The organism is Streptomyces sp. NPDC008001, from assembly GCF_042958085.1.
Lineage (GTDB): Bacteria > Actinomycetota > Actinomycetes > Streptomycetales > Streptomycetaceae > Streptomyces.
On record NZ_JBIBIZ010000004.1, the window covers coordinates 456,568 to 482,808 of the forward strand.

26 protein-coding genes and 1 riboswitch are annotated in these 26,241 nt (G+C 71.2%); of the genes, 20 read left to right on the forward strand and 6 right to left on the reverse strand.

Annotation, left to right across the window (positions count from 1 at the left end):
- The first annotated feature begins 39 nt into the window (after positions 1 to 39).
- From lepB (ACFZCD_RS13645) to ACFZCD_RS13695, 11 genes are all read left to right on the forward strand, one after another.
- Positions 40 to 969: a signal peptidase I gene (lepB, locus tag ACFZCD_RS13645; protein ID WP_391830193.1), complete on the forward strand. Its 930-nt coding sequence runs from the start codon at positions 40 to 42 to the stop codon at positions 967 to 969.
- Complete coding sequence (gene lepB, locus ACFZCD_RS13650) at positions 962 to 2,002, forward strand: signal peptidase I (protein WP_391830195.1); 1,041 nt, start codon at positions 962 to 964, stop codon at positions 2,000 to 2,002. The genes lepB (ACFZCD_RS13645) and lepB (ACFZCD_RS13650) overlap by 8 nt, the downstream gene beginning before the upstream one ends.
- Positions 1,944 to 2,948, forward strand: coding sequence for a signal peptidase I (gene lepB / locus ACFZCD_RS13655; RefSeq protein WP_391830392.1), 1,005 nt, complete (start codon positions 1,944 to 1,946; stop codon positions 2,946 to 2,948). The genes lepB (ACFZCD_RS13650) and lepB (ACFZCD_RS13655) overlap by 59 nt, the downstream gene beginning before the upstream one ends.
- A gap of 113 nt (positions 2,949 to 3,061) precedes the next feature.
- Positions 3,062 to 3,808: a signal peptidase I gene (gene lepB / locus ACFZCD_RS13660; RefSeq protein WP_391830197.1), complete on the forward strand. Its 747-nt coding sequence runs from the start codon at positions 3,062 to 3,064 to the stop codon at positions 3,806 to 3,808.
- On the forward strand, positions 3,798 to 4,307 hold the full coding sequence (locus ACFZCD_RS13665; protein ID WP_391830199.1) for an NUDIX hydrolase: 510 nt from the start codon (positions 3,798 to 3,800) through the stop codon (positions 4,305 to 4,307). The genes lepB (ACFZCD_RS13660) and ACFZCD_RS13665 overlap by 11 nt, the downstream gene beginning before the upstream one ends.
- A 39-nt stretch (positions 4,308 to 4,346) precedes the next feature.
- Positions 4,347 to 4,655 carry a DUF2469 domain-containing protein gene (locus ACFZCD_RS13670; protein ID WP_007821609.1) on the forward strand — a complete coding sequence of 103 codons (309 nt, stop codon included), beginning with the start codon at positions 4,347 to 4,349 and terminating at the stop codon, positions 4,653 to 4,655.
- Positions 4,656 to 4,737: 82 nt separating this feature from the next.
- Positions 4,738 to 5,097: a YraN family protein gene (locus ACFZCD_RS13675; RefSeq protein ID WP_391830201.1), complete on the forward strand. Its 360-nt coding sequence runs from the start codon at positions 4,738 to 4,740 to the stop codon at positions 5,095 to 5,097.
- On the forward strand, positions 5,097 to 6,704 hold the full coding sequence (locus tag ACFZCD_RS13680; RefSeq protein ID WP_391830203.1) for a YifB family Mg chelatase-like AAA ATPase: 1,608 nt from the start codon (positions 5,097 to 5,099) through the stop codon (positions 6,702 to 6,704). The genes ACFZCD_RS13675 and ACFZCD_RS13680 overlap by 1 nt, the downstream gene beginning before the upstream one ends.
- Entirely contained in the window at positions 6,701 to 7,882 is a 1,182-nt protein-coding gene (gene dprA, locus ACFZCD_RS13685; RefSeq protein WP_391830205.1) for a DNA-processing protein DprA, read from the forward strand. Before ACFZCD_RS13680 ends, dprA begins: the two co-directional genes overlap by 4 nt.
- A gap of 234 nt (positions 7,883 to 8,116) precedes the next feature.
- Positions 8,117 to 8,953 (forward strand): RNA polymerase sigma factor WhiG, encoded by an 837-nt coding sequence (gene whiG, locus ACFZCD_RS13690; RefSeq protein WP_391830207.1) that lies wholly within the window; start codon positions 8,117 to 8,119, stop codon positions 8,951 to 8,953.
- Between the two features lie 103 nt (positions 8,954 to 9,056).
- Positions 9,057 to 9,596: a TetR/AcrR family transcriptional regulator gene (locus ACFZCD_RS13695; protein ID WP_391830394.1), complete on the forward strand. Its 540-nt coding sequence runs from the start codon at positions 9,057 to 9,059 to the stop codon at positions 9,594 to 9,596.
- Here ACFZCD_RS13695 and ACFZCD_RS13700 read toward each other — a convergent pair.
- Positions 9,586 to 10,359 carry a M23 family metallopeptidase gene (locus ACFZCD_RS13700; RefSeq protein WP_391830209.1) on the reverse strand — a complete coding sequence of 258 codons (774 nt, stop codon included), beginning with the start codon at positions 10,357 to 10,359 and terminating at the stop codon, positions 9,586 to 9,588. The genes ACFZCD_RS13695 and ACFZCD_RS13700 overlap by 11 nt on opposite strands.
- Before the next feature lie 287 nt (positions 10,360 to 10,646).
- On the opposite strand from ACFZCD_RS13700, the gene rpsB reads away from it, so the two are divergent.
- From rpsB to ACFZCD_RS13745, 9 genes are all read left to right on the forward strand, one after another.
- Positions 10,647 to 11,519: a 30S ribosomal protein S2 gene (rpsB, locus tag ACFZCD_RS13705; protein ID WP_391830211.1), complete on the forward strand. Its 873-nt coding sequence runs from the start codon at positions 10,647 to 10,649 to the stop codon at positions 11,517 to 11,519.
- Positions 11,520 to 11,619: 100 nt separating this feature from the next.
- Positions 11,620 to 12,456 (forward strand): translation elongation factor Ts, encoded by an 837-nt coding sequence (gene tsf / locus ACFZCD_RS13710; protein WP_391830213.1) that lies wholly within the window; start codon positions 11,620 to 11,622, stop codon positions 12,454 to 12,456.
- Positions 12,457 to 12,618: 162 nt separating this feature from the next.
- Positions 12,619 to 13,398 carry a UMP kinase gene (gene pyrH, locus ACFZCD_RS13715; protein WP_391830215.1) on the forward strand — a complete coding sequence of 260 codons (780 nt, stop codon included), beginning with the start codon at positions 12,619 to 12,621 and terminating at the stop codon, positions 13,396 to 13,398.
- A 167-nt stretch (positions 13,399 to 13,565) separates the two neighbouring features.
- A complete protein-coding gene (gene frr / locus ACFZCD_RS13720; protein ID WP_030369660.1) occupies positions 13,566 to 14,123 on the forward strand; it encodes a ribosome recycling factor in 558 nt (185 codons plus the stop codon).
- Positions 14,123 to 15,226 carry a phosphatidate cytidylyltransferase gene (locus ACFZCD_RS13725; RefSeq protein ID WP_391830217.1) on the forward strand — a complete coding sequence of 368 codons (1,104 nt, stop codon included), beginning with the start codon at positions 14,123 to 14,125 and terminating at the stop codon, positions 15,224 to 15,226. The genes frr and ACFZCD_RS13725 overlap by 1 nt, the downstream gene beginning before the upstream one ends.
- A gap of 168 nt (positions 15,227 to 15,394) precedes the next feature.
- Entirely contained in the window at positions 15,395 to 16,504 is a 1,110-nt protein-coding gene (gene rlmN / locus ACFZCD_RS13730; protein WP_391830218.1) for a 23S rRNA (adenine(2503)-C(2))-methyltransferase RlmN, read from the forward strand.
- Between the two features lie 85 nt (positions 16,505 to 16,589).
- Positions 16,590 to 16,697, forward strand: a riboswitch (TPP riboswitch).
- Positions 16,693 to 17,790: a thiamine ABC transporter substrate binding subunit gene (locus ACFZCD_RS13735; RefSeq protein ID WP_391830220.1), complete on the forward strand. Its 1,098-nt coding sequence runs from the start codon at positions 16,693 to 16,695 to the stop codon at positions 17,788 to 17,790. It overlaps the preceding riboswitch by 5 nt.
- Complete coding sequence (locus tag ACFZCD_RS13740) at positions 17,766 to 19,478, forward strand: ABC transporter permease (RefSeq protein WP_391830222.1); 1,713 nt, start codon at positions 17,766 to 17,768, stop codon at positions 19,476 to 19,478. The genes ACFZCD_RS13735 and ACFZCD_RS13740 overlap by 25 nt, the downstream gene beginning before the upstream one ends.
- Positions 19,479 to 20,522, forward strand: a complete 1,044-nt coding sequence (locus ACFZCD_RS13745) for an ABC transporter ATP-binding protein (protein ID WP_391830224.1) — start codon at positions 19,479 to 19,481, stop codon at positions 20,520 to 20,522.
- Between the two features lie 92 nt (positions 20,523 to 20,614).
- Here ACFZCD_RS13745 and ACFZCD_RS13750 read toward each other — a convergent pair whose 3' ends face one another.
- The 5 genes from ACFZCD_RS13750 to ACFZCD_RS13770 form a co-directional block, all read right to left on the reverse strand.
- Positions 20,615 to 21,535 (reverse strand): hypothetical protein, encoded by a 921-nt coding sequence (locus ACFZCD_RS13750; RefSeq protein ID WP_391830226.1) that lies wholly within the window; start codon positions 21,533 to 21,535, stop codon positions 20,615 to 20,617.
- Between the two features lie 147 nt (positions 21,536 to 21,682).
- Positions 21,683 to 22,963 carry a hypothetical protein gene (locus ACFZCD_RS13755; RefSeq protein ID WP_391830228.1) on the reverse strand — a complete coding sequence of 427 codons (1,281 nt, stop codon included), beginning with the start codon at positions 22,961 to 22,963 and terminating at the stop codon, positions 21,683 to 21,685.
- Entirely contained in the window at positions 22,945 to 23,682 is a 738-nt protein-coding gene (locus ACFZCD_RS13760; protein ID WP_391830230.1) for an ABC transporter ATP-binding protein, read from the reverse strand. The genes ACFZCD_RS13755 and ACFZCD_RS13760 overlap by 19 nt, the downstream gene beginning before the upstream one ends.
- Positions 23,683 to 24,215: 533 nt before the next feature.
- Positions 24,216 to 25,595, reverse strand: coding sequence for an aspartate aminotransferase family protein (locus tag ACFZCD_RS13765; protein WP_391830232.1), 1,380 nt, complete (start codon positions 25,593 to 25,595; stop codon positions 24,216 to 24,218).
- Positions 25,580 to 26,083, reverse strand: coding sequence for an Lrp/AsnC family transcriptional regulator (locus ACFZCD_RS13770; RefSeq protein WP_391830234.1), 504 nt, complete (start codon positions 26,081 to 26,083; stop codon positions 25,580 to 25,582). The genes ACFZCD_RS13765 and ACFZCD_RS13770 overlap by 16 nt, the downstream gene beginning before the upstream one ends.
- Between the last annotated feature and the right edge of the window lie 158 nt (positions 26,084 to 26,241).

Genomic DNA, 26,241 nt, shown 5'->3' on the forward strand with positions numbered 1-26,241 from the left:
GTCCGGAGTCCGCGCCTGGCCGGATAGGCTTTCGGCTCGATGGACACCGACGTACAGCTTTCGGAGCGCGACCGCTCTCCTCACCCCGCAGAGGGGGAGGAGCAGGGGTCGCGCTCCTCGCGTTTCCCCGCCTCACCGGCGGCCTCGGTCAGGGCCGTCCGGGCATGGCTGCGGGGCGGCGGCCCCCTGCGCCGTGCGGGCGTGCTGCTGACGCTCTGCCTGGTCTTCATGCTGCTGCTGAGCAGCTACGTGGTGCAGCCCTTCCTGATCCCCAGCGGGTCGATGGAGAACACGCTCCGTGTGGGGGACCGCGTCCTGGTCAACAAGCTCGCCTACACCTTCGGGGACGAGCCGGAGCGCGGCGACGTGATCGTCTTCGACGGCACGGGTTCCTTCGTCCAGGGCGGGCCGGCCGAGAACGCGGTGGCGGCGCTGATCCGCAAGGGTGCCTCGTCCGTCGGCCTCATGGGGCCCGCAGCGACGGTCTACATCAAGCGCGTGGTGGGTGTCGGAGGCGACCGGATCACCTGCTGTGACGCCCGCGGCAGGCTGCAGGTCAACGGTCACCCGGTGGACGAGGGCTTCCTCTATCCGGGCGACGAGCCCTCCCGGGTGCCCTTCGACGTCGTGGTGCCCGCGGGGAAGCTGTGGGTGATGGGCGACCACCGGGACGACTCCCGCGACTCGCGTGACCACCTGGGGGAGCCCGGCGGCGGCATGGTGCCGGTGAACAGGGTCGTCGGGCGGGCCGACTGGATCGGCTGGCCCTTCGGCCGGATGAGCGCCCTGAAGCGTCCCGGCGCCTACGCGCGCGTGCCGGAGCCCGACGAGGCGGCCGGGCACGGGGGAAGGCCGGCGGCACGGGGCGGGGCGCACGGGGCCCCGGGAAGCAGCCCGGCCGGGCAGCCCGGCGGACCGGCCGGAGAGCCCACGGAGCCCGCCGGCCACGCGGGGAGGCCCGGTGGGTAACCGGGGACGCACGCTACCGGGCCCGGCAGGCCCCCCGGACGCCGGACCGGCGGGTACGGGCGCCGTCGCCGCCCCGGGCGGCCGTGCGGCGCGGCGCAAGGCGGCACAGCGGGTCAAGCGGCGCCGGCGCCGCTCCGCGGTCAAAGAGGTGCCGATCCTCATAGCGGTCGCCCTGCTGATCGCCCTCGTGCTCAAGACGTTCCTGGTGCAGGCGTTTGTGATCCCCTCCGGCTCCATGGAGCAGACCATCCGGATCGGCGACCGCGTGCTCGTCGACAAGCTGACCCCCTGGTTCGGCTCCCGGCCGGAGCGCGGAGACGTCATCGTCTTCCGGGACCCGGGCGGCTGGCTGGACGGGGAGCAGACGGGCACCGGTCCCGACCCGGTGGGGGTCAAACAGGCGAAACAGCTGCTGACGTTCATCGGCCTGCTGCCGTCGGCGAACGAGCACGACCTGATCAAGCGGGTGATCGGAGTCGGCGGCGACACGGTCAAGTGCTGCGACAAGAACGGCAAAATCACGGTCAACGGAACGCCGCTCGACGAGCCCTACCTGCACCCGGGAAACCCGCCCTCCAAACTCGATTTCACGGTACAAGTGCCCCACGGACGCTACTTCGTAATGGGAGACCATCGCTCCAACTCGGCTGATTCCCGCTTCCACCTGGACGAGCCCGGACAGGGCACCGTGCCGCAGGACCTCGTGGTCGGACGCGCCGTGGTGATCGCCTGGCCGCTGGGCCACTGGCGGCAGCTGTCCGAAAGAGACACTTTCGCATCGGTCGGTGACGCGCCGCCCGCGGAGACGCAAGCACGCGGTTCGCCGCATAGTGTGTCCTCCATGGATCAGCAAGGATTGATCCAACTCCCGACCCCTGCGGAACTCCCGCTCGTTATGGGAGTGGTGGGCCTGCCTCATGCGTACGGCAGGCTGCAGCGTGGAGAGCGGAGCGAGAGGAGTGGATGTGGGGGACTTGGCGGTCGGCGCACGGTCCGGTCACGAAGAGCCCGAAAAGCGGCCCGGGGAGGCTGACGGGTCGCCAGGGGCCGGCGTGCCGGCGGAGGCCATGTCCCAGGCGTCCCAGGAGGCTACGGGCGGACCGGTGCGGACGGATGACGAAGACGTGAGCCCGAGCGGCGACGCCGACGGCGAGGGCACGCGCGGGGCGGCGCCCAAGAAGCAGCGGTCGTTCTGGAAGGAGCTGCCGATCCTGATCGGCATCGCTCTGGTCCTGGCGCTGCTCATCAAGACGTTCCTGGTGCAGGCGTTCTCGATCCCGTCGGACTCGATGCAGAACACCCTCCAGCGCGGGGACCGCGTGCTGGTGGACAAGCTCACCCCCTGGTTCGGCTCCGAGCCCGAGCGCGGCGAGGTCGTGGTCTTCCACGACCCGGACAACTGGCTCGGCGACGAGACCCAGACCCCGCAGCCCGGCCCGCTGGGCGGCGGGGTGCAGAAGGTTCTCAGCTTCATCGGCCTCATGCCCTCGGCCGAGGAGAAGGACCTCATCAAGCGCGTCATCGCGGTCGGCGGGGACACCGTCGAGTGCCAGAAGGGCGGCCCGGTCAAGGTCAACGGCAAGGCCCTGTCGGAGAAGGACTACCTCTTCCCCGACAACACCCCCTGCGACGACCAGCCCTTCGGCCCGATCACCGTCCCCAAGGGCAAGCTCTGGGTGATGGGTGACCATCGTCAGAACTCCCTGGACTCGCGCTACCACCCCAACCAGGACCACGGCTTCGTTCCCGTGAAGGACGCCGTGGGCCGTGCCTTCGTCGTCGCCTGGCCGATCAACCGCTGGTCCTTCCTCGGTGTCCCCGGCACGTTCGACCAGCCGGGGATCAACGCGGCCGCAGCGGCCGCGCCGTCCGCGCTCGGGCTCGCAGGAGCGGTGCCGCTCGTCCTGTGGCGCCGGCGCCGGCTCACCGCACGGAGCGGCACCGAGAGCCTCGTCCGCCGGAGCGCCCCCAGGGACTGACCGGCAGAGCCTCCCGAAGGGCTGACTCGCCTGCATACCGCCCGGTAGTGTGCGGTTCCCGTGCCCCTGGGCATGCGGAGACCGGATCTTCTACGCGGGGCGGGAGCACTGGGATGAGCGGAGCAGGACGTACGGACGACGGCCACGGCCGCGCGGGCAGGGTGCTGTCCGGGCTGGCCGTGGCCGTCGGCTGTGTGCTCTTCCTCGGCGGCTTCGTCTGGGGCGCCCTGCTCTACCAGCCGTACACCGTGCCCACCGACTCCATGGCGCCCACCATCGGCAGTGGGGACCGGGTCCTGGCGGAACGCGTCGGCGGCAGTGACGTACGGCGCGGGGACATCGTCGTCTTCAAGGACAAGGTCTGGGGCGACTCGCCGATGGTCAAGCGGGTCGTCGGCACGGGCGGCGACACGGTCGCCTGCTGCGACGGCCAGGGGCGCCTCACGGTCGACGGCAAGCCGATCGAGGAACCGTATCTGCAGGACAAGGGCCCGGCCTCGCCCACCCGCTTCTCCGTCACCGTTCCCGAGGGACAGCTCTTCCTGCTCGGCGACCACCGCAGCGACTCCGTGGACTCCCGCGGCCACCTCTCCGACGCCTCGCACGGCGCCGTGCCCCGCGCCGCCGTCAAGGCGCGGGTGGACGCCACCGCCTGGCCCGTGGGCGGCTGGGGCATGATGGACAGGCCGGAGTCCTTCGCCGCCCTCCCCGGCGGCACCTCGCAGCCCGGCCCGCTGCCGCTGGTGCTGGCCGCAGTCGTCGCCGGCGCGGTGCTGATCCTGGGCGGTGCGGCGTACGGGCCTGTGGTGCGCATCGTCACGCCGAGGCGCAGGGAGGAGGTGCCCGCCCATGGCCGGTGAAGCGCCCGGCAGCGCCGGCGCGCCGCGCAGGGCGTCCCGGATCGTGCTCCTCGATCCGTCCGACCGCATCCTGCTGATGCACGGCTACGAACCGGGTGACCCCTCGATCACCTGGTGGTTCACGCCCGGCGGCGGCCTGGAGGGTGCTGAGACGTGGGAGCAGGCGGCGCGCCGGGAGCTGACCGAGGAGACCGGGATCACAGAGATCGACCTGGGCCCCGTCCTGTGGCGCCGCACCTGCTCCTTCCCCTTCGACGGCCGCCTCTGGAACCAGGACGAGCGGTACTTCCTGGCCCGCACGGTGCAGCCCGGACGTTGGACGGGCGGCGGCACGGAGCTGGAGCGGCGCAGCGTCACGGGGCTGCGCTGGTGGACCTGCGAGGAACTTCTCGCGACCCGTGAGACGGTGTATCCGACCAGGCTCGCCGGGCTGCTGCGCACGCTGCTCGACGAGGGACCCCCGCGCACACCGGTGCTCCTGGAGACGGAGCGTGCCTGACGCACAATGGGGGGACGCACGGCTGAAGGGGAACATGCCATGAGCGCCGAGGACCTCGAGAAGTACGAGACCGAGATGGAGCTGAAGCTCTACCGGGAGTACCGCGATGTCGTCGGTCTGTTCAAATACGTGATCGAGACCGAGCGCCGCTTCTACCTCACCAACGACTACGAGATGCAGGTGCACTCCGTACAGGGAGAGGTCTTCTTCGAGGTCTCGATGGCGGACGCCTGGGTCTGGGACATGTACCGGCCGGCGCGCTTCGTGAAACAGGTGCGGGTGCTCACGTTCAAGGACGTGAACATCGAGGAGCTCAACAAGACCGACCTCGACCTTCCGGGTGGCTGAGTTCTCCACAACCGACGGGTTATCCACCAAGATCCAACGGGTCCGGGCAGCGGCGGCAGGGTGGGCGCCGGAGGTGGTGCCCGTGAACGCCCGACAGACACTCGGTCGCTACGGCGAGAATCTCGCCGTCCGCAAGCTGGCCCAGGCCGGCATCCTCGTTCTCGAACGGAACTGGAGATGCCGCGAGGGCGAGATCGACATCGTGGCCATGGAGGCCGACACCCTGGTGGTGTGCGAGGTCAAGACCCGCACCAGCGGTGTCTTCGAGCATCCGATGGCGGCCGTCACCCCGGTGAAGGCGGAGCGGCTGCGCCGGCTCGCGGAGCGCTGGCTCGCCTGCCACGGCGGCCCGCCCCCGGGCGGCGTGCGGATCGACCTCGTGGGCGTGATCGTCCCCGGCCGCGGGGCTCCCGCCGTCGAGCACGCCAAGGGGGTGGCGTGATGGGCTTCGCCCGTACGTGCTCGGTGGCGCTGGTCGGGGTCGAGGGCGTGGTGGTCGAGGTCCAGGCCGATCTGGAGCCCGGAGTCGCCGCCTTCACCCTCGTCGGGCTCCCCGACAAGAGCCTCGTCGAGAGCAAGGACCGCGTCCGCGCCGCCGTCGTGAACTCGGGCGCCGAGTGGCCGCAGAAGAAGCTGACCGTGGGCCTGAGCCCCGCGTCGGTCCCCAAGAGCGGCAGCGGCTTCGACCTCGCTGTCGCCTGCGCCGTCCTGGCCGCCTCGGAGCGCCTCGACCCGCGCGAGCTCGCCGACCTGGTCCTGATCGGGGAGCTGGGCCTCGACGGCCGCGTCCGGCCGGTGCCGGGTGTGCTGCCGGCCGTCCTGGCCGCCGCCGACGCCGGCTACCGGCAGGTCGTCGTCCCCGAGCGCACCGCCGCCGAGGCGTCCCTCGTGCCCGGTGTCTCGGTGCTCGGCATCCGCAGTCTGCGCCAGCTGATCGCGGTCCTCACCGACGAGCCGGTGCCCGAAGAGGAGCCACTGCAGGAGGGCCGCCCCGATCCGATGCTCGCGGGGCTCTCGGTGCCCGGAGCAGGGCTCGGGACGGGCGTCCTGCTCGGCGAACGGCAGCCCGACCTCGCCGAGGTCGCCGGACAGCACAGAGCCCGTACGGCCCTGGAAGTCGCCGCCGCAGGACGGCACCACCTGCTCCTCCAAGGCCCGCCCGGAGCGGGCAAGACCATGCTCGCCGAGCGGCTTCCCGGCCTGCTGCCCCCGCTCACCCCGCAGGAGTCCCTGGAAGTCACGGCGGTCCACTCCGTGGCGGGAACGCTCCCCGCCGGTCAGCCTCTCCTCGACCGGGCCCCCTACTGCGCTCCGCACCACTCGGCGTCCATGCCCTCCCTGGTCGGCGGGGGCTCGGGGCTGCCGCGCCCCGGCGCCGTTTCCCTGGCTCATCGCGGGGTGCTCTTCATGGACGAGGCACCCGAGTTCTCCGGACGCGTGCTCGACGCACTGAGGCAGCCGCTCGAATCGGGGCATGTGATCGTGGCCCGCTCCGGCGGCGTCCTGCGGCTCCCCGCCCGGTTCCTGCTCGCCCTCGCCGCGAACCCCTGCCCTTGTGGCAGGCACGGAATGCTGGGCGAGGGCTGCGACTGTGCCCCTCAGGCCGTCAGGCGCTACCGGGCCCGTCTGTCCGGCCCCCTCCTGGACCGGGTCGACCTGAGGGTGACGGTCGAGCCGGTGGCCCGTTCCGAGCTCATGGCGATCGGGGCGGGAGCGGAGACGACCGCCGTGGTGGCCGAGAGGGTCCGCGCCGCCCGGGAGCGGGCCGCCGCCCGCCTCGCGGACATGCCGTGGGCGACCAACAGCGAGGTCCCCGGCCACGAACTGAGGACCCGCTGGCGCGTGGCTCCCGGAGCCCTCGCCGAAGCCGAACGCGACATGGAGCGGGGCATGCTGACGGCGCGTGGCCTCGACCGCGTGCTGCGCGTCGCATGGACGGTCGCCGACCTCGCCGGGCACGACCGCCCCGACGCCGCGGACGTCAACTGCGCACTGGAGCTGCGTACGGGGGTCCACCGCGGCGCCGTCCTGGCGGGGGACCGCCCGTGACCGCCCCCGCCCCCGACGAACGGCTGGCCCGCGCCGCCCTCACCCGCCTGACCGAGCCCGGCGACGAGCGCGTGGGCCGCTGGCTGCGGGAGATAGGAGCGGTGGGGCTGGTGCGGGGGCTCACCGGGGCGGGGCCGGCGCCGCGGGGAGCCGGCAGCGAGCGGCTCGCCGGGTGCCGGCAGCGGGCCGCGGCCCTGGACCCCCAGCGGGATCTCGATGCCGTCGACCGGCTCGGCGGCCGCTTCCTCTGCCCCGGCGACCGGGAGTGGCCCCGGCAGCTGGACGACCTCGGCGACGCCCGTCCGCTCGGTCTGTGGGTGCGCGGCAGCGCCGACCTGAGGCTGTGGGCACTGCGCTCGGTCGCCGTGGTCGGCGCCCGCGCCTGCACCGACTACGGCTCGCATGTCGCGTCGCTCCTCGGCTCCGGGCTCGCCCGGCGCGGCTGGGTGGTCGTCTCCGGAGCCGCATACGGCGTGGACGGTGCAGCCCACAGGGGAGCGCTCGCCGCGGGCGGGGCGACCGTGGCCGTGCTGGCCTGCGGAGTCGACGTGCCTTACCCGCGCGGTCACGCGGACCTGCTCGGCCGGATCGTGGAACAGGGTCTCGTGCTCGCCGAGTTGCCGCCGGGCGGGCATCCCACCCGCAGCCGGTTCGTCCTGCGCAACCGCGTCATCGCGGCGTTGACGCGGGGAACCGTGGTCGTGGAAGCCGAGTACCGCAGCGGTTCGCTCGTGACGGCCCGCCGCGCACGCCGGCTGGGCAGGCAGACCATGGGCGTGCCCGGGCCCGTTACCTCCGGCCTCTCGGCCGGTGTCCACGAACTGCTCCGCGAGGACGCCGTCCTCGTCACCGACGCCGACGAGATCGCCGAGCTCGTCGGCGGCATCGGCGACCTCGCCCCCGAGCGCCACGGCCCCGTCGTCGCCCGTGACCTGCTGGCCCCCGCGGCGTCCATGGTCCTCGAAGCCGTGCCCGGGGGCAGCGGCGGCGACAGGGATCTCATCGCGCGAAACGCGGGCCTGAGCAGGGATCAGACGCTCGCCAGGCTGTACGAGCTGCAGTCGCTCGGCTTCGTCGAACGCCACGACGACCGGTGGAAGTTGGCCGCCCCACCGTCAACATCCGGCACCCCCAAGCCCCCCGGACGGCGCTCGTCCGCGCGGCGAGGCGGTTCTTGACCTGGGGCGATCGGGTGAAAAGGTTAAGGGGACGACCGCGGCCGCCGATAGGCGAGGCCCGTACGGCCACCGGCCCCGCAGTCGCACGCCGGTGCTCCGGCGGGGGAGCTCATCCGCAGACCGACCGGAGAGGACTCATCGCATACCGCAACGCAGCAGTCACGCTACGCTCACGGGATTCCAGCCATTCGTACCACTCGATCCACGTCACAGCAGAACGGCTCAAGACGACGAATGCCCCAGCACACCTCCGGTTCGGACCGCGCGGCGGTGCCCCCCGCGGCGCGCGGCGCCGAGCGCCCTCCCGCACCCTCGACGCTCGATGAGCTGTGGCGGTCGTACAAGACCTCGGGCGACGACCGGCTGCGTGAACAGCTGATCCTTCACTACTCGCCCCTGGTGAAGTACGTGGCGGGGCGTGTCAGCGTCGGCCTGCCGCCCAACGTCGAGCAGGCCGACTTCGTCTCCTCGGGGATCTTCGGACTCATCGACGCCATCGAGAAGTTCGACCCCGCACGGGAAATCAAGTTCGAGACGTACGCCATCACCCGGATCCGCGGGGCGATGATCGACGAGCTGCGCGCACTGGACTGGATCCCGCGCTCCGTCCGCCAGAAGGCACGCGCGGTCGAGCGTGCGTACGCCACGCTGGAGGCCGAGCTGCGGCGCACCCCCACCGAGGCCGAGGTCGCCGCGGAGATGGGCATCGCCATCGAGGAACTTCACGGCGTTTTCAGCCAGTTGTCCCTCACCAACGTGGTCGCCCTGGAGGACCTCCTGCACGCCGGCGCCGAGGGCGGCGAACGGCTGAGCCTGATGGACACCCTGGAGGACACGGCCGCCGACGACCCCGTGGAGATCGCCGAGGACCGCGAACTGCGCCGCCTCCTCGCCCGCGCGATCAACACGCTCCCCGAGCGCGAGAAGACCGTGGTCACCCTCTACTACTACGAGGGCCTCACGCTGGCCGAGATCGGGCACGTTCTCGGCGTCACGGAGAGCAGGGTCAGCCAGATCCACACGAAATCGGTGCTCCAGCTGAGGGCCAAGCTGGCGGACGCCGGCCGCTGACACCGGGCGGGAATCCTCCCTCGGCGTCGTCCCGGCCCCCGGCAATCCGTAAAGTGGGGACGTGCCCAGGATTCGAGCGGCCTCAGTGGCCGAGCACCGGACGATGCAGCGCGGCGCCCTGCTGGACGCCGCCCGCTCCCTGCTGTCCGAAGGCGGCACGGAGGCGCTGACCTTCCCCGCCCTGGCCGAGCGCACGGGGCTGGCACGCTCCTCGGTCTACGAGTACTTCCGCTCCCGGGCAGCCGTGGTCGAAGAGCTGTGCGCCGTCGACTTCCCCGTGTGGGCGGCCGAGGTCGAGGCCGCCATGGAAGGCGCGGACACCCCCGAGGCGAAGATCGAGGCGTACGTGCGCCGGCAGCTGGCCCTTGTCGGCGACCGCCGTCACCGCGCCGTGGTCGCGATCTCCGCCGGAGAGCTGGACCCGGGCGCGCGCGAGAAGATCCGGGCCGCGCACGGCGGGCTCATCGCCATGGTCGTCGAGGCCCTCGAAGGCCTCGGCCACGAGCAGCCGCGCCTGGCCGCCATGCTGCTCCAGGGAGTGGTCGACGCCGCCGTCCGCCGGATCGAGCTGGGCGCGGCCGAGGAGCCCGGACGCATCATCGAGGCGGCCGTGTCCATGGCGCTGCGCGGCGTCAGAGGCTGACCGCCGCCGTACCGGTCCCGCCGGACATGGGCAGCAGCCGGGACGGCGGCCTGCGCAGCATCCACGGCGGCAGCATGGACAAGGGGTCGAGGTAGATCTTCCCTCGCAGCAGCCCCCAGTGCAGGCAGCCCCCGGAGCAGTGCGAGGACCCCGCCTGGAGCGTGCCGATCACCTGGCCCGCCGCCACCTGGTCCCCTTGCTTCACCAGCGCGTCCACCGGCTCGTACGTGGTCCGCAGAGGAGGCTCGCCCGTCCCGGGATGCGTGACCGCCACCACGCCCCGTCCCGCGACGGTGCCGGCGAACGACACCGTGCCGGGCGCGGCCGCCCGTACCGGCTGACCGGCGCGCGCCACGAGATCCACCCCGCGATGCCCGGCGGCCCAGGGCACCGGCGGCGGCCGCCAGGCGCGCATGAGCAGAGGCCGGCCGCCGCGCCCACCGGCGACCGGCCAGGCCCGGTCGCCCCGGTCCGGACCGCCGCCTGCCGGCCCGGATGACCCGGACGGCCCGGAGGGCCGGGGTTCCGCGGCAGGGGACCGGGCAGGGCCGGCAGGCGCGGCGGCGTACGTGCCGGGCGGGGGAGCGGGCACCGGGGCAGGGGCCGCCGACGGTTTCGCCCCCGCGGTCGCACCCCCGGCGAACGCCGCAGCGAGAACACAGAGCGTGACCGCGCCGGCCCCGGCGAGCAGGCGAGTGAAAGATCCGAACCGCGTCAAAGATCCGATGAGAGTCATGCCGGTACGGTGACGGACCCCCGGCATTCGTGGGGATCTTGACGGAGATCTGTGGACTACTCGCGGGTTGTGCACAACGTCGTCACCCGGCCCTTCCCGGGTCCCGTACACTTCTCATGGCGATCCGGGTCACCGGATCGACTTCGCACGCCCCGCTACCGGCGCGTCAGTCCCTTTTCGGGCAGCCCGGTGGCCGTGTCTCTCGGTCCGCGGAACGGTTCTCGCAAGGGCGCCGTCCACGGCAGGCGCGTCGGGGCGTCAGGAGCGGCGGCCGCCCGGCCGTCGTGAAACCGAGTATTTCAAGGAGCGCGGCCATGGCCGTCGTCACGATGCGGGAGCTGCTGGAGAGCGGCGTCCACTTCGGTCACCAGACCCGTCGTTGGAACCCGAAGATGAAGCGTTTCATCTTCACGGAGCGCAACGGCATCTACATCATCGACCTGCTCCAGTCGCTGTCGTACATCGACCGCGCCTACGAGTTCGTCAAGGAGACCGTCGCGCACGGCGGCTCCATCATGTTCGTCGGTACGAAGAAGCAGGCCCAGGAGGCCATCGCCGAGCAGGCGACCCGCGTCGGCATGCCCTACGTCAACCAGCGCTGGCTGGGCGGCATGCTCACCAACTTCTCGACCGTCTACAAGCGCCTGCAGCGCCTGAAGGAGCTCGAGCTCATCGACTTCGAGGACGTGGCCGCCTCCGGCCTCACCAAGAAGGAGCTCCTGGTCCTCTCCCGCGAGAAGGCCAAGCTGGAGAAGACCCTCGGCGGCATCCGCGAGATGCAGAAGGTGCCGAGCGCCGTCTGGATCGTCGACACCAAGAAGGAGCACATCGCCGTCGGTGAGGCGCGCAAGCTCCGCATCCCGGTCGTCGCGATCCTCGACACCAACTGCGACCCCGACGAGGTCGACTACAAGATCCCGGGCAACGACGACGCGATCCGCTCCGTCACGCTGCTCACCCGTGTGATCGCCGACGCCGTCGCCGAGGGCCTCATCGCCCGCTCCGGTGCCGCCACCGGTGACGCGAAGGCCGACAAGGCCGCCGGCGAGCCCCTCGCCGAGTGGGAGCGCGACCTGCTCGAGGGTGAGAAGAAGGCCGACGCCGAGGCCGAGAAGCCGGCCGAGGCCGCTGCTGAGGCCGCTGAGGCCCCTGCCGAGGCTCCGGCCGCGGACGCCGAGCAGGCCTGACAACTCAGTCGGTAGATCACGGCGGGGGACGGCGCACCACGCGCCGCCCCCGTCGTGCACCCGTAGTCACCTAACGACTTTCGAGAGAGATTCACAGACCATGGCGAACTTCACCGCCGCTGACGTCAAGAAGCTCCGCGAGCTCACCGGCGCCGGCATGATGGACTGCAAGAAGGCGCTGGACGAGGCCGAGGGCAACCTCGAGAAGGCCGTCGAGATCGTGCGCGTCAAGGGCCTCAAGGGCGTTGCCAAGCGCGAGAGCCGCACCACCGAGAACGGTGCCGTCGTCTCCGTCATCGCCGACGACAACACCTCCGGTGTCATCGTCGAGCTGAAGTGCGAGACCGACTTCGTCGCCAAGGGCGAGAAGTTCGTGGCCGTCGCCGAGGCCCTCGCCGCCCACGTCGCCAAGAGCGCCCCGGCCGACGTCGAGGCCCTCATGGCCTCCGAGATCGAGGCCGGCAAGACCGTCCAGGCGTACGTGGACGAGGCCAACGCCACCCTGGGCGAGAAGATCGTCGTCGACCGCTTCGCGCGCTTCGACAACGGCTTCGTCTCCGTGTACATGCACCGCACCGCCGCGGACCTGCCCCCGCAGGTCGGCGTCCTGGTCGAGCTGGACAAGGAGAACGCCGAGGTCGCCAAGGACGTCGCGCAGCACATCGCCGCCTTCGCGCCGAAGTTCCTCAGCCGCGAGGACATCCCGGCCGAGACGGTCGAGAACGAGCGCCGCGTCGCCGAGGCCACCGCTCGCGAGGAGGGCAAGCCCGAGGCCGCCCTGCCGAAGATCGTCGAGGGTCGCGTCACCGGCTTCTACAAGGAGAACGTCCTGCTGGACCAGGCGTTCGCCAAGGACAACAAGAAGACCGTCCAGAAGATCCTGGACGAGGCCGGTGTCACGCTGAAGCGCTTCGCGCGCATCCGCGTCGGCGCCTGAGCCGTCAGCAGGGCAGCGATTGACCTGCGACCCGCTAGGGTCGTACGCAGCCGATCCCTCACCGGTCGGCCGCTGATGTGACGAGGAGGCCATTGCCGTACAGGGAACCGAAAGGACCCATCCGGCAATGGCCTTCTTCGTATGTGCACGAGGAGAGCTCCAATGAATCAGGGTGCGGACGCCCGGCAGGCTGCCGACGACACCAGTGCTGACCACGGCTCACGCCGCCGGTTCCTGCTCAAACTGTCCGGCGAGGCGTTCGCCGGCGGGGGCGGCCTCGGCGTAGACCCCGATGTCGTGCACGCCATCGCCCGTGAGATCGCGGCCGTGGTCCGCGAGGGCTACGAGATCGCCGTCGTCATCGGTGGCGGCAACTTCTTCCGCGGCGCCGAACTGCAGCAGCGCGGCATGGACCGGGCCCGCTCGGACTACATGGGCATGCTCGGCACCGTGATGAACTCCCTCGCCCTCCAGGACTTCCTGGTCAAGGAAGGCATCGAGACCCGCGTCCAGACCGGCATCACCATGGGGCAGGTCGCGGAGCCGTTCATCCCGCTGCGCGCCGTGCGCCACCTCGAGAAGGGCCGCGTCGTGATCTTCGGCGCGGGCATGGGCATGCCCTACTTCTCCACCGACACCACCGCCGCCCAGCGCGCCCTGGAGATCCACGCCGAGGCGATCCTGATGGGCAAGAACGGCGTCGACGGGATCTACGACTCCGACCCGAAGAAGAACCCCGACGCGGTGAAGTTCGACGCCCTCGAGTACAGCGAGGTGCTCGCACGGGGCCTGAAGGTCGCCGACGCCACCGCCATCAGCCTGTGCATGGACAACAAGCTGCCGATCCTGGTCTTCGAGCTGCTCGCCGAGGGGAACATCGGGCGTGCGGTCAAGGGTGAGAAGATCGGCACGCTCGTGAGCGACCAGAGCACGCGGGACTGACGACCCGCACAGCCGTCCGCAGGGGCCGGGCCCCGTGCGGACGGCAACTCCGTGCCGTGGGAAGACCTCGGCACGGGGATGGACAACTGCCTGCCGGTCGGACACCGTGCAGGAGAAGACGCGCGCAGGGGCGAGGCTCTGCTTACTGATAACACCAGGAGCAAGTGGTGATCGAAGAGATCCTCCTCGAGGCCGAGGAGAAGATGGAGAAGGCCGTTGTGGTCGCCAAGGAGGACTTCGCGGCGATCCGCACCGGGCGTGCGCACCCGGCGATGTTCAACAAGATCGTGGCGGACTACTACGGTGCGCTGACGCCGATCAACCAGCTGGCGTCCTTCTCGGTGCCGGAGCCGCGCATGGCGGTGGTGACGCCCTTCGACAAGAGCGCGCTCCGCAACATCGAGCAGGCGATCCGCGACTCCGACCTCGGCGTCAACCCGAGCAACGACGGCAACATCATCCGGGTGACCTTCCCGGAGCTGACGGAGCAGCGCCGCCGGGAGTTCGTCAAGGTCGCCAAGACCAAGGCCGAGGACGCCAAGGTCTCGATCCGTTCCGTCCGCCGCAAGGCCAAGGACGCCCTCGACAAGCTCGTCAAGGACAAGGAGTCCGGCGAGGACGAGGTGCGCCGTGCGGAGAAGGAGCTCGACGACACCACCGCGAAGTACGTGGCGCAGGTGGACGAGCTGCTCAAGCACAAGGAAGCCGAGCTCCTCGAGGTCTGATGAACGAGACATCCTGGGGGGCCACGCCGAGCGCCGGATACCGGGGGCCCACCGACCGGGGGCCGTCCTCCGCGTCCTTCTCGGCGGGTCCTGTGCACGAGGCGGGCGTGGCGGCGCAGACTCGGCCCATGCCCATCGTGCCCTCCTCAGGCGGAGACCAGGACGACCGTGACCAGGGGGCCGCCCATCTCCGCGGCCCCCTGTTCCGCGACGAACAGGAGCCCGACATCCGGCCCCACGACCCCGCCCCGGTGCCTGCCTCCCCCGAGTCGCCGAAGGCAGGAAAGAAGAGCGCCGGCCGTGACCTGCGGGCGGCGATAGGGGTCGGCGTCGGCCTGGGCGCGGTCATCCTCGCCTCCCTGTTCATCTACAAGCCCGTCTTCCTCGGCGTGATCGTGATCGCCGTCGTGGTCGGGCTGTGGGAGCTGACCTCCCGCCTCGCGGAGCGCAAGTCGATCCGGGCCCCGCTGGTGCCCCTCGCGGTCGGCGGTGCCGCCATGGTCATCGCCGGCTATGCCAGCGGCGCCGAGGGCGCGTGGGTGGCCGTGGCCTTCACCGCCCTGGCGGTCCTCGTGTGGCGCATGACGGAGTCGCCGGACGATTACCTGAAGGACGTCACGGCGGGCATCTTCGCGGCCTTCTACGTGCCCTTCCTGGCCACTTTCGTGGCCCTCATGCTGGCGGCGGGGGACGGCGCGTGGCGGGTGCTCACGTTCCTGATCCTGACCGTGGTCAGCGACACGGGCGCGTACGCGGTGGGCTGGAAGTTCGGCAAGCGCAAACTGGCCCCGCGCATCAGCCCGGGCAAGACGCGCGAGGGGCTGGTCGGGGCGGTCGCCTTCGCGATGGTCGCCGGCGCGCTGTGCATGCAGTTCCTGATCGACGACGGTGCGTGGTGGGAGGGCCTGCTCCTCGGCCTCGCGGTCGCGGTCAGCGCCACGCTGGGCGATCTCGGCGAGTCCATGATCAAGCGGGATCTCGGGATCAAGGACATGGGCGCGCTGCTGCCCGGGCACGGGGGCATCATGGACCGGCTGGACTCGCTCCTGCCGACCGCGCCGGTGGTCTGGCTGCTCATGGTCGTCTTCGTCGGCTCGGCCTGAAAACCGGGCCAGGTACCCTGGAAGGGCTCGCTGCTCGCGCGGCGGGCCCTTTTCCGGCCCCGCACCAGCGGGGGTGCCCCTGTGAGATCTCCGGGTTCCGGCATCGTCCTGCCGCTGGCTCCGCGATTGCGGAGGTCATCCGCCGTCGTCAATGAGGAGTCCTTGCTCATGGCCCCCGCGCCTGGAGAACTGACGTTCGTCGCCCCCCGCGGGGCCAAACTGCCCCCGCGGCACCTTGCCGACCTTTCGCCGGCCGAGCGCCGCGAGGCCGTCTCCGCGATCGGCGAGAAGCCGTTCCGCGCCAAGCAGCTCTCGCAGCACTACTTCGCCCGGTACGCGCACGACCCGGCGGCATGGACGGACATCCCGGCGGCTTCCCGCGAGAAGCTCGCGTCCGAGCTGCTGCCGGAGCTCATGAGTGTTGTGCGGCACATCTCGTGCGACGACGACACCACCCGCAAGACCCTCTGGCGGCTGCACGACGGCAAGCTGGTGGAGTCCGTGCTGATGCGCTACCCGGACCGGGTCACCATGTGCATCAGCTCGCAGGCCGGCTGCGGCATGAACTGCCCGTTCTGCGCCACGGGCCAGGCCGGACTGGACCGGAACCTGTCGACGGCCGAGATCGTCCACCAGATCGTGGACGGCATGCGGGCCCTGCGCGACGGCGAGGTCCCCGGCGGCCCCGCGCGGCTGTCCAACATCGTCTTCATGGGCATGGGCGAGCCGCTGGCCAACTACAAGCGCGTCGTCGGCGCCATCCGCCGCCTCACGGACCCCGAGCCGGACGGCCTGGGGCTCTCCCAGCGCGGCATCACCGTCTCCACGGTGGGCCTGGTACCCGCCATGCTGCGCTTCGCCGACGAGGGCTTCAAGTGCCGCCTGGCCGTCTCCCTGCACGCGCCGGACGACGAGCTCCGCGACACCCTGGTGCCGGTCAACACGCGCTGGAAGGTCCGTGAGGTCCTCGACGCCGCGTGGGAGTACGCGGAGAAGTCCGGGCGCCGGATCTCCATCGAGTACGCCCTGATCCGCGACATCAACGACCAGGCGTGGCGCGGTGACCTCCTCGGGCGGCTCCTCAAGGGCAAGCGCGTCCACGTCAACCTCATCCCGCTCAACCCCACCCCGGGCTCGAAGTGGACGGCCTCGCGCCCCGAGGACGAGCGTGCCTTCGTGGCGGCGATCGCGGCGCACGGTGTGCCCGTGACCGTCCGGGACACCCGCGGCCAGGAGATCGACGGGGCCTGCGGCCAGCTGGCCGCCACCGAGCGCTGACCGGGCGCCTCAGGCCGGACACCGATCCGTGGAGAGGGCACTGATACGGTGCCCTCTCGCGTCAACGAACAACTCGCACAAATGAACAATCCGACAGGGGAGCGCCCACGGGGCGCTGAGAGTGCGGCACGGCCCGCAGACCCTCGGACCTGATCCGGGTCATACCGGCGTAGGGAGTCAGCTCAACCATGAACACCAATCTGCGGCGTGCCATCGGCACGGCCGCCGTCACCGTGCTCGCCTTTCCGGCCCTGGCCGCGTGCGGGAGCTCGGACGACTCGGGCGGCGGTGCGTCCGACGGCAAGGACAAGAACGTCACCCTGGTCTCCCACGACTCCTTCGTCGCGTCCGACGAGGTCCTGAAGGAGTTCACCCGGCAGACCGGGTACAAGGTCAAGGTCGTCAAGGGCGGCGACGCCGGCCAGGCCGTGAACCAGGCCATCCTCTCCAAGAACCACCCGCAGGGCGACGTCTTCTTCGGCGTCGACAACACCCTGCTCTCCCGGGCGCTCGACAAGGGCATCTTCGCGCCGTACGAGGCCAAGGGCCTGGACAGGGTCCCGCGGAAGCTCCAGGCCGACGCCGGCGAGCACCGCGTCACCCCCGTCGACACCGGCGACATCTGCGTCAACTACGACCGCGCCTACTTCGCCGACCACAAGGTGGCCCCGCCGCAGACTCTGGACGACCTGGTCAAGCCCGAGTACAAGGGCCTGCTCGTCACCGAGAACGCCGCCACGTCGTCCCCCGGCCTCGCCTTCCAGCTCGCCACGGCCGCCAAGTACGGCGACGACGGCTGGCAGGACTACTGGAAGAAGCTCAAGGCCAACGGCGTGGAGGTCGTGGACGGCTGGGAGCAGGCCTACAACGAGCGCTTCTCGGGCTCCGCGGGCGGCAAGAAGGCCAAGGGCGACAAGCCCCTCGTCGTCTCCTACGCGTCCAGCCCGCCCGCCGAGGTGATGGGCGTGAAGCCGCAGCCCGCCGAGGCACCGACCGGCGTTGCCACCGGCACCTGCTTCCAGCAGACCGAGTTCGCGGGGCTGCTGAAGGGCGCGAAGAACCCCGAGGGCGGCAAGGCCCTGGTCGACTTCCTCCTGAGCCGTACCTTCCAGGAGGACATGCCCCTGCAGATGTACGTCAAGCCCGCCAACCAGGACGCCAAGCTGCCCGAGCTGTTCACCAAGTACGGCGCGCAGGTGACCGACCCCGGCACCATGGCCCCCGAGAAGATCGCCAAGAACCGCGACCAGTGGGTCAAGGCATGGTCCTCGCTCGTCCTGAAGTAGACGCGCGGGCCGCGGCACGGGGCCCCGCACGGGGCGCGGGCGGCGGACGGCGCACGGCGGTGCGGCTGGGCCTCATGGCCCTGCCGCTCGCCTTCTTCGGCGTCTTCTTCGCCTACCCCGTCGCCGCGATCGTCCTCCGGGGACTGAAGGACGGCGGAGAGTGGCAGTTCGCCCGCGCCGGGGAGGTCCTGACCGACCCGGCCATCGGACACGTGCTCTGGTTCACCACCTGGCAGGCGGCCGCCTCCACCGCACTGACCCTCGCCCTGGCCCTCCCCGGCGCGTACGCCTTCGCCCGGTTCGACTTCCCCGGCAAGCGCATGCTGCGCGCGGTGGTGACCGTGCCGTTCGTCCTGCCGACCGTGGTGGCCGGCTCGGCCTTCCTGGCGCTGCTCGGGCGCGGGGGGCTGCTGGACGAGTGGTGGGGAGTGCGCCTGGACACCACGGTCTGGGCGATCCTGCTCGCCCACGTGTTCTTCAACTACGCGGTGGTCGTCCGCACCGTCGGAGGCCTGTGGGCCCAGCTCGACCCCCGGCAGGAGGAAGCGGCGAGGGTCCTGGGCGCGGGGCGCTTCGAGGCCTGGCGGCGGGTCACGCTGCCCGCCCTGGCGCCGGCGGTGGCCGCTGCGGCCCTCATGGTCTTCCTCTTCACCTTCACTTCCTTCGGCGTCGTGCAGATCCTCGGCGGTCCGCGCTACGCCACCCTGGAAGTGGAGATCTACCAGCAGACCGCGCAGATGCTCGACCTGCCGACGGCCGCCGTCCTCACCCTGCTGCAGTTCGTGGCCGTGGCCGCGCTGCTGGCCGTCCACGCCCGCACGGTGCGGCGGCGTGAGGCGACCTTGCGGCTCGTCGACCCGGCGCGCACCGCGCGGCGCCCGCAGGGCGCAGGGCAGTGGGCGTTCCTGGCGTCCGTCCTGGCGGTCGTCGCCGTGCTCATCCTCGCTCCGCTCGTGGTCCTCGTCCTGCGCTCCTTCGACGGCCCGGACGGTTACGGGCTGGCCTTCTACCGCGCCCTCGCCTCCGCGGACGGCAACGGCGGCACGTTCGTCGTCGCCCCGCTGGAGGCGATCGGCAACTCCCTCGCCTACGGCCTCGCCGCCACGGCCATCGCGGTGGTGGTCGGCGGGCTCGCGGCCGCGGCGCTGACCCGCCGCGAGGGGCGCCTCGTGCGCGGCTTCGACGCCCTGCTCATGCTGCCGCTCGGCACCTCCGCCGTCACCGTCGGCTTCGGGTTTCTCATCAGCCTCGACGAGCCTCCTCTCGACCTGCGCACGTCCTGGATCCTGGTGCCCCTCGCGCAGGCGCTGGTGGGTGTTCCGTTCGTCGTCCGCACTGTGCTGCCGGTGCTGCGGGCCGTGGACGTACGACTGCGGGAGGCCGCCGCCGTACTGGGCGCCTCGCCGCTGCGGGCATGGCGGGAAGTGGACCTGCCACTGGTCGGCCGGGCCCTCGGGGTCGCGGCCGGCTTCGCGTTCGCCGTGTCCCTGGGCGAGTTCGGGGCGACTGTCTTCATCGCCCGCCCCGACAGCCCCACCCTCCCCGTCGCCGTCGCCAGGCTGCTCGGCCGCCCCGGGGAGCTCACCTACGGGCAGGCGATGGCCCTGAGCACGATCCTGATGCTGGTGTGCGCTGCAGCTCTGCTGGTGCTGGAACGTATCCGCACCGACCGTACGGGGGAGTTCTAGATGGCCCTGCTGCGCCTGGAGAAGGTCGCCGTCCGTTTCGGTGAGCGCGCCGTGCTCGACGCGGTGGACATGGAGGTGGCCGAGCACGAGATCGTCTGCGTGCTGGGCCCCAGCGGCAGCGGCAAGTCCACGCTGCTGCGGGTGGTGGCCGGCCTGCAGCCGACCGACACCGGACGGGTGCTCCTCGCGGGCCGGGACCAGAGCGGGGTCCCCACGCACCGACGCGGAGTGGGCCTGATGTTCCAGGACCACCAGCTCTTCCCGCAGCGGGACGTGGCGGGGAACGTCGGATTCGGGCTGCGCATGAGGGGGACCGGCCGCGCCGAAACGGCGCGGAAGGTCGCCGACCTCCTGGACCTGGTGGGGCTGCCGGGCGCACAGGGCCGTCCCGTCGCGGCCCTGTCCGGCGGCGAGCAGCAGCGTGTGGCCCTGGCACGGGCCCTCGCACCGCAGCCCCGGTTGCTGATGCTCGACGAACCTCTCGGGCAGCTGGACCGCGGCCTGCGCGAGCGCCTGGTGGTCGAGCTGCGCGACCTTTTCGGCCGGCTGGGCACTACGGTGCTGGCCGTCACGCACGATCAGGGGGAAGCGTTCGCGCTGGCCGACCGGGTGGTCGTGATGCGCGACGGCCGGATCGCTCAGGCCGGCACACCTCTGGAGGTCTGGCGGCGGCCGGCGTCCGAGTTCGTGGCGCGCTTCCTGGGCTTCGACAACGTGGTCGAGGCCTCGGTCAGCGGAGATCGCGCGGACACCGCCTGGGGCACGGTCCCCGTCCCCCCTGGCTCGCGCCAGGGCACCTGCAGGCTGCTCGTACGCCCTGCCGGCGTGCGGCTGGTGCCTGAGGCCGAGGGCCTGCCGTGCACCGTCACCGGCCGGACGTTCCGGGGTGATCACGTTGTGCTGATGCTGCGTCCTGCGGACGGCCCCGTGCTGGAGGCGGCATGCGGGCTGCACGGGGCCCCCGAAGCCGGCGACCGTGTGGGCGTCGCCTTCGACGTGGCCGACGTCGTCGTGCTGGGCGGCACTGCCGCCGGTGACGACTGAGCGGCGCGAGCACGCGCGCGGGGTAGGTCTGCGCCGGGGCGGGATACGTCCAAGCCCCGGCTGCCGTGCGGCGGCCGGGGCTCGGGCGATGGTCAGCGCACCGCCGAAGGTTCGAGTTCCTGTGGTTCGGGCTCCGTCACGGGTGTGTCCGGCTCGCCGAACCAGGCGACTGCGACGGCGCCTGCGACCGCCAGTACGAAACCGAGGACGGCGACCCAGGCGAAGCCGGGGCGCGAGTTGTCGCCGAGCAGCAGGACACCGATGATGCCGGGAAGAATGGTTTCGCCGACCACCAGGGCCGCCGTGGCACCGTTGACCGAACCGATCTGCAGGGCCACCGTGTGCAGATACATGCCGACTGCACCGGATATCAGGATCGCGTAGAGCGCCGGGTCGGCGATCAGCGTCGGCAGGTCGAACGGATCGATGCCGTCCAGGATCCGGACGCCCACACCGATCGCACCGAAACCGAGTCCGGACAGCAGGCCGGCCAGGATCGCAGCCCGTCCGCCCATGAGGCGAACGGCCACGGTGCCGCCGCCCATCAGCACGACCGAGATGATCAGCAGCCACCAGTGCGTGGACATCGAGGTGTCGCCGCCGCCCTCGTGGCCCGCGGCCGTTGCCAGCAGTACCAGCGCCGAACAGACCACACCGATGGAGGCCCACTCGGGCCGGGTCAGCCGGAGGCCCAGAAGCTTGATGCTCAGCAGCGCGGTCACGACGAGGTTGGCGCTGATGACCGTCTGGGAGAGGAAGAGCGGCAGCATGCGGGCGGCCAGGGCGCCGAGCCCGAAACCGAGGAAGTCGAGGACCGTGCCGACCATGAACTCCCACGTCACCGCAGCCTTCGCGGTGGAGGACAGGCTCGGCCCACCGTGCTGGGTGGTGCCCGTCGAGGAGGCCTTCGAGGCCTCCCGGCGGGCCGATTTCCGCGAGCCCACGGCTTGCAGGACCGAACCTGTGCCGTAACAGGCCGAGGCCGCGACAGCCGTCACAAGGCCGATGATCACCAATAGCTCCGTTCGCCGGATATCCGTCGTGCTCCTCAGCAGACGTGCAATCCGGCGACGAAGTTGCCTTGAGTCAAGAACTGGTCAAGAACTGTTGTGCGGGAGGTGCTTGGCGGGCCCGGGCGAGGGGCCCGCCCCCATGCGCCTTCAACGCGACATGGGCAGCGTCACGAGCTCCGCGATCGCCCACGTCAGCGGTGTCAGAACGGCCAGCAGCACGCATGTGCGCAGAACGGCCGCGCCGCGGAGCATGGACGCGGGGATGCCGATGCGCTGCAGGGCCGCCGTGGTGCCCGTCCGGCTCTGCCGGCTGTCGAGGGCCGCAGTGATGGCCGTGGCCGTGACACACGCCATGACGAGCGCCGCTCCGAGGCCCGTGAGAGGGCCGAAGGGACGGGGCCCGGAGGAGTCCCATGCTGCGCCGTAGAGTTCGGCGGCGGCCAGAGCGCCCGAGGCGACCGCGCACAGGACGCCCAGCGGGCGGCCGATCCGGGTGGCGGCGTCCTGCAGTATCCGCCCGGCCAGCAGCCGGACCGCTCCGGGCCGTCCTGCCGCCAGGAGTACACCGCACCAGTGGGTCAGCCCCGGGCCGGCCAGCACGAGCCCCAAGGAGGCCAGGAGCCAGCCTCCCAGTACACCGGGGGACGCACCGTTCGTCCGGCCGGGCAGCGAGATCAGCTTGTTGGGGTCGGGCGCCGGACCGTGGCCCACGTAGGCCTCCAGAGCGAGCCCGACCGCGATGATCGCGACGCCCCATGGGAGGCCCGCGTAGACCGGCTTGGGGGCGAAGGCGGGCGCGGCGGGCGGGACCGGCGGAGCGCCGACGGAGAGTTCGTCCGGTTCCGCCTGCCCCGTGCCCTCCAGGGACTCAATGGCTTCCGTCGGCTCTGTGACGGCCTGCCGGGTCGTGGCCGCCGCCTCACGCCGCGGGTGCAGCGCGATGACGCAGGCACCCGCAGCAAGGGTCGGCAGAAGGCCCAGCAGGGTCAGCGTCGCGCCCCACGGGAGGTGCACCTGGCCGTCCAGCAGCCGTCTCGCCGAACCGCTCAGCGGGCCGCCGAGGTCACCCCGCAGCTCCATGTACAGCAGCAGGGCGAAACCGCTGCCGAGCACGCACGAGATCGCAGTGGACGCCGCCGCGAGAAGCGAGAGCTGGACGGGGCCGAGACCCGCGGCGTCCAGGCCGTCACGGGGCCGCGTCGCCGGATCGCTACGAGCCACTGCAAGCGCGAACTGGACGACTGCCGCCAGCGGCACCGCGCACCAGACCAGCCGGACGAGCGACTGGCCCGTCGACTGCGGGTGGGCCACCGCGTACCCCAGGGTGCACAGCAGCAGGAAGCCCACGCCGGCCGCGGCGGCCGCCACCAGCAGCCTGCGCAGCAGGACGAGCGGGTGCGCGCCGCGCGCTAGGCGGAGACTGAGCACGCCGCCCTGCCCTCTCCGTCGGGTGCGTCGGGTACCGGGATGGCGGTGCCGCGGCGGCCGTCCACCAGGGAGACCGTACGGTCGGCCAAGGTGGCGATCTCGTCGTCCAGCGAGGCGATCACGACCGTGATGTGGTGCGAGCGTGCGGCCGAGGCCAGCGTACGCAGCACTTGCGCCCGGTCCGCGTTGTGCAACGGCGCCGTCGGCTCGTCGGCGAACAGCACGGTGGGCTCGCTCGCCAGCGCCCGTGCGATGGCGATCCGCTGGCGCTGGGCCTGGAGCAGAGCGGCGGGCCGCTTGCGGTTGCAGTCGCCGACGTCAAGGCGCTCCAGCCACTCTCCGGCGGTGCGCTTGGCGGCCCGGTGCCCGACGCCGCGCATCAGCAGCGGCAGCGCCGCGTTCTCCCAGGCGGTCAGCTCCGGTACGAGGTGGGGCTCGCTGTCGATCCACCCGAACCGCTCCCGCCGCAGCCGCTCCCGGGCGGCGCGCGAGAGGGTGTGCACGGGGGCGCTGTTGAACCACACCTCGCCGGGCGCGGGAACGATCTGCCCGGACAGGCATTTGAGGAGCGTGGTCTTGCCGGAGCCGCGTGGCCCGGTGATGGCGAGAATCTCTCCCTCGCGTACGCCGACGGAGACCCCGGCGAGCGCGGGGGAACCGCTATGGGCGTAGTGCAGGCCGCGTGCCCAGAGCACGTCGTTGTCCGGCGGGGCCACCATATCGAGCACCTCGGGTCGCTGTAGGGTCCGTTCCCCTGTCCGGGGGAACGAACCGGAGGCCATTGGGTCACTGGCACCGTACGGAACCGGGATCCTAGCCTTTGCCCAGGCTCGGCGCTGGAGGGCCCACTTTCCTCCGGTCGGCCTCATGCCCCAGGGGTCGCATATGAGTCGGAGCGCACATGCGGCGGAATCGGGCGACCGGGTGTGCGGTGCGGCGTGGTGCGCATGCGACGGGCGTGCGTCTCGCGTGCGACCGGTGTGCGGGTGCGTGCGCTGAGCTCACCGCCGGCCCAGCGGTGCATGAGGCGGGGCATGGGGCCCGGGGGAGGGCAGGTGTCGGCCCGGCATGAGGCCACCTCGAGCGGGTCCTGGCATGGGGCCGGGCATGGGGCCCTCGGTGCGGAAAGCGCCATCCCTCCCCCGCATACGGCGAAGCCGTGGCCCACGCGCGCATGACCTGTGGGGGGTCGCGCGGGGCCACGGCGGGAAGGGCGTACCGCGGGCGGGTGCCGGCGGTACGCCTGGGTCCGTCAGATCCTGCTCCACGCCTCCGCGAGCACGCCGCGGAGGATCTGCTCGATCTCGTCGAAGGTGGACTGGTCGGAGATCAGCGGCGGAGCGACCTGGATGACGGGGTCACCGCGGTCGTCGGCGCGGCAGTACAGGCCGTTCTCGAACAGTTTCTTCGACACGAAGCCGTAGAGCAGTTGCTCGCACTCCTCCGGCGTGAAGGACTCCTTGGTGGCCTTGTCCTTCACCAGCTCGATGCCGTAGAAGAAGCCGTTGCCGCGCACGTCGCCGACGATCGGCAGGTCGTGCAGCTTCGACAGGGTCGCGTGGAAGGCCGACTCGTTGTCGAGCACGTGCTGGTTGAGGCCTTCGCGCTCGAAGATGTCGAGGTTGGTGAGCGCGACCGCCGCCGAGACGGGGTGGCCGCCGAAGGTGTAGCCGTGCAGGAAAGTGTTGCTGCCCTTGAAGAACGGTTCGGCGACCCGGTCGGAGACGACGGTCGCGCCGATGGGGGAGTAGCCGGACGTCATGCCCTTGGCACAGGTGATGATGTCCGGAACGTAGCCGAACTTGTCGCACGCGAACATCGTGCCGAGGCGGCCGAAGGCACAGATGACCTCGTCCGACACGAGCAGCACGTTGTACGTATCACAGATCTCGCGTACCCGCTGGAAGTAGCCGGGCGGGGGAGGGAAGCAGCCGCCGGCGTTCTGCACCGGCTCGAGGAAGACGGCCGCGACCGTTTCGGGCCCCTCGAAGAGGATCTGCTGCTCGATCTGGTCGGCGGCCCAGCGGCCGAACGCCTCGGGGTCGTCACTGTGGACCGGGGCCCGGTAGATGTTGGTGTTGGGCACCTTGTACGCGCCGGGGACGAGCGGTTCGAAGGGGGCCTTGAGGGCCGGGAGGCCGGTGATGGCCAGTGCGCCCTGGGGCGTGCCGTGGTAGGCCACGGCACGGGATATGACCTTGTACTTCATCGGGTTGCCCGTGAGCTTGTGGTACTGCTTCGCAAGCTTCCACGCGGTCTCCACGGCCTCGCCGCCGCCGGTGGTGAAGAAGACCTTGTTGAGGTCGCCCGGAGCGTAGTGGGCGAGCCGCTCGGCAAGCTCGACGGCTTTGGGGTGCGCGTAGCTCCAGACGGGGAAGAACGCCAGCTCCTGCGCCTGCTTGGCGGCCGCCTCCGCGAGCTCGGCCCGCCCGTGGCCCGCCTGGACCACGAACAGCCCTGCGAGGCCGTCCAGGTAGCGCTTGCCCTTGTCGTCGAAGATGTAGGTGCCCTCGCCGCGCACGATGGTCGGGACGGGAGCGTTCTCGTACGACGACATGCGGGTGAAGTGCATCCACAGGTGGTCGTACGCAGTCTGGGAGAGGTCCTTGCTCACGGCTATCGGGTTCCCCATGTGTAGGTCTGCTTGCGGAGCTTGAGGTAGACGAAGCTCTCGGTCGAGCGCACGCCCGGCAGGGTCCGGATGCGCTTGTTGATCGTTTCGAGGAGATGGTCGTCGTCCTCGCAGACGATCTCGATGAGGAGGTCGAAGGAGCCTGCGGTCACGACGACGTACTCGACCTCGTCCATCGCGGTCAGGGCGTCGGCGACCGGATCGAGGTCGCCCTCCACGTTGATGCCGACCATCGCCTGGCGCCGGAAACCCACGGTGAGCGGGTCGGTGACGGCGACGATCTGCATCACGCCTTGATCGAGCAGCTTCTGGACACGCTGCCGTACGGCTGCCTCGGACAGCCCCACGGCTTTGCCGATCGCCGCGTAGGGGCGGCGGCCGTCTTCCTGGAGCTGCTCGATGATCGCCAGGGAGACGGCGTCGACGGGCGGCGTGCCGTGCACGTTCTTCGGGTCCGGACTACGAGTGGCCACGCCTCCACTGTGCATGCGTCTCGTCAGTGTGGCAACCCTGGAGCGATGAAATTCGTTGTCGGCACATGGAGGAATAACTGATTCCGTCGTTCATAGCTGTGAGGTATGTCGAAAACGCGGGCTCACTGACTAGGCTGACGGGTCTCACCCAGTGGACATCTGACAGGAGGGGT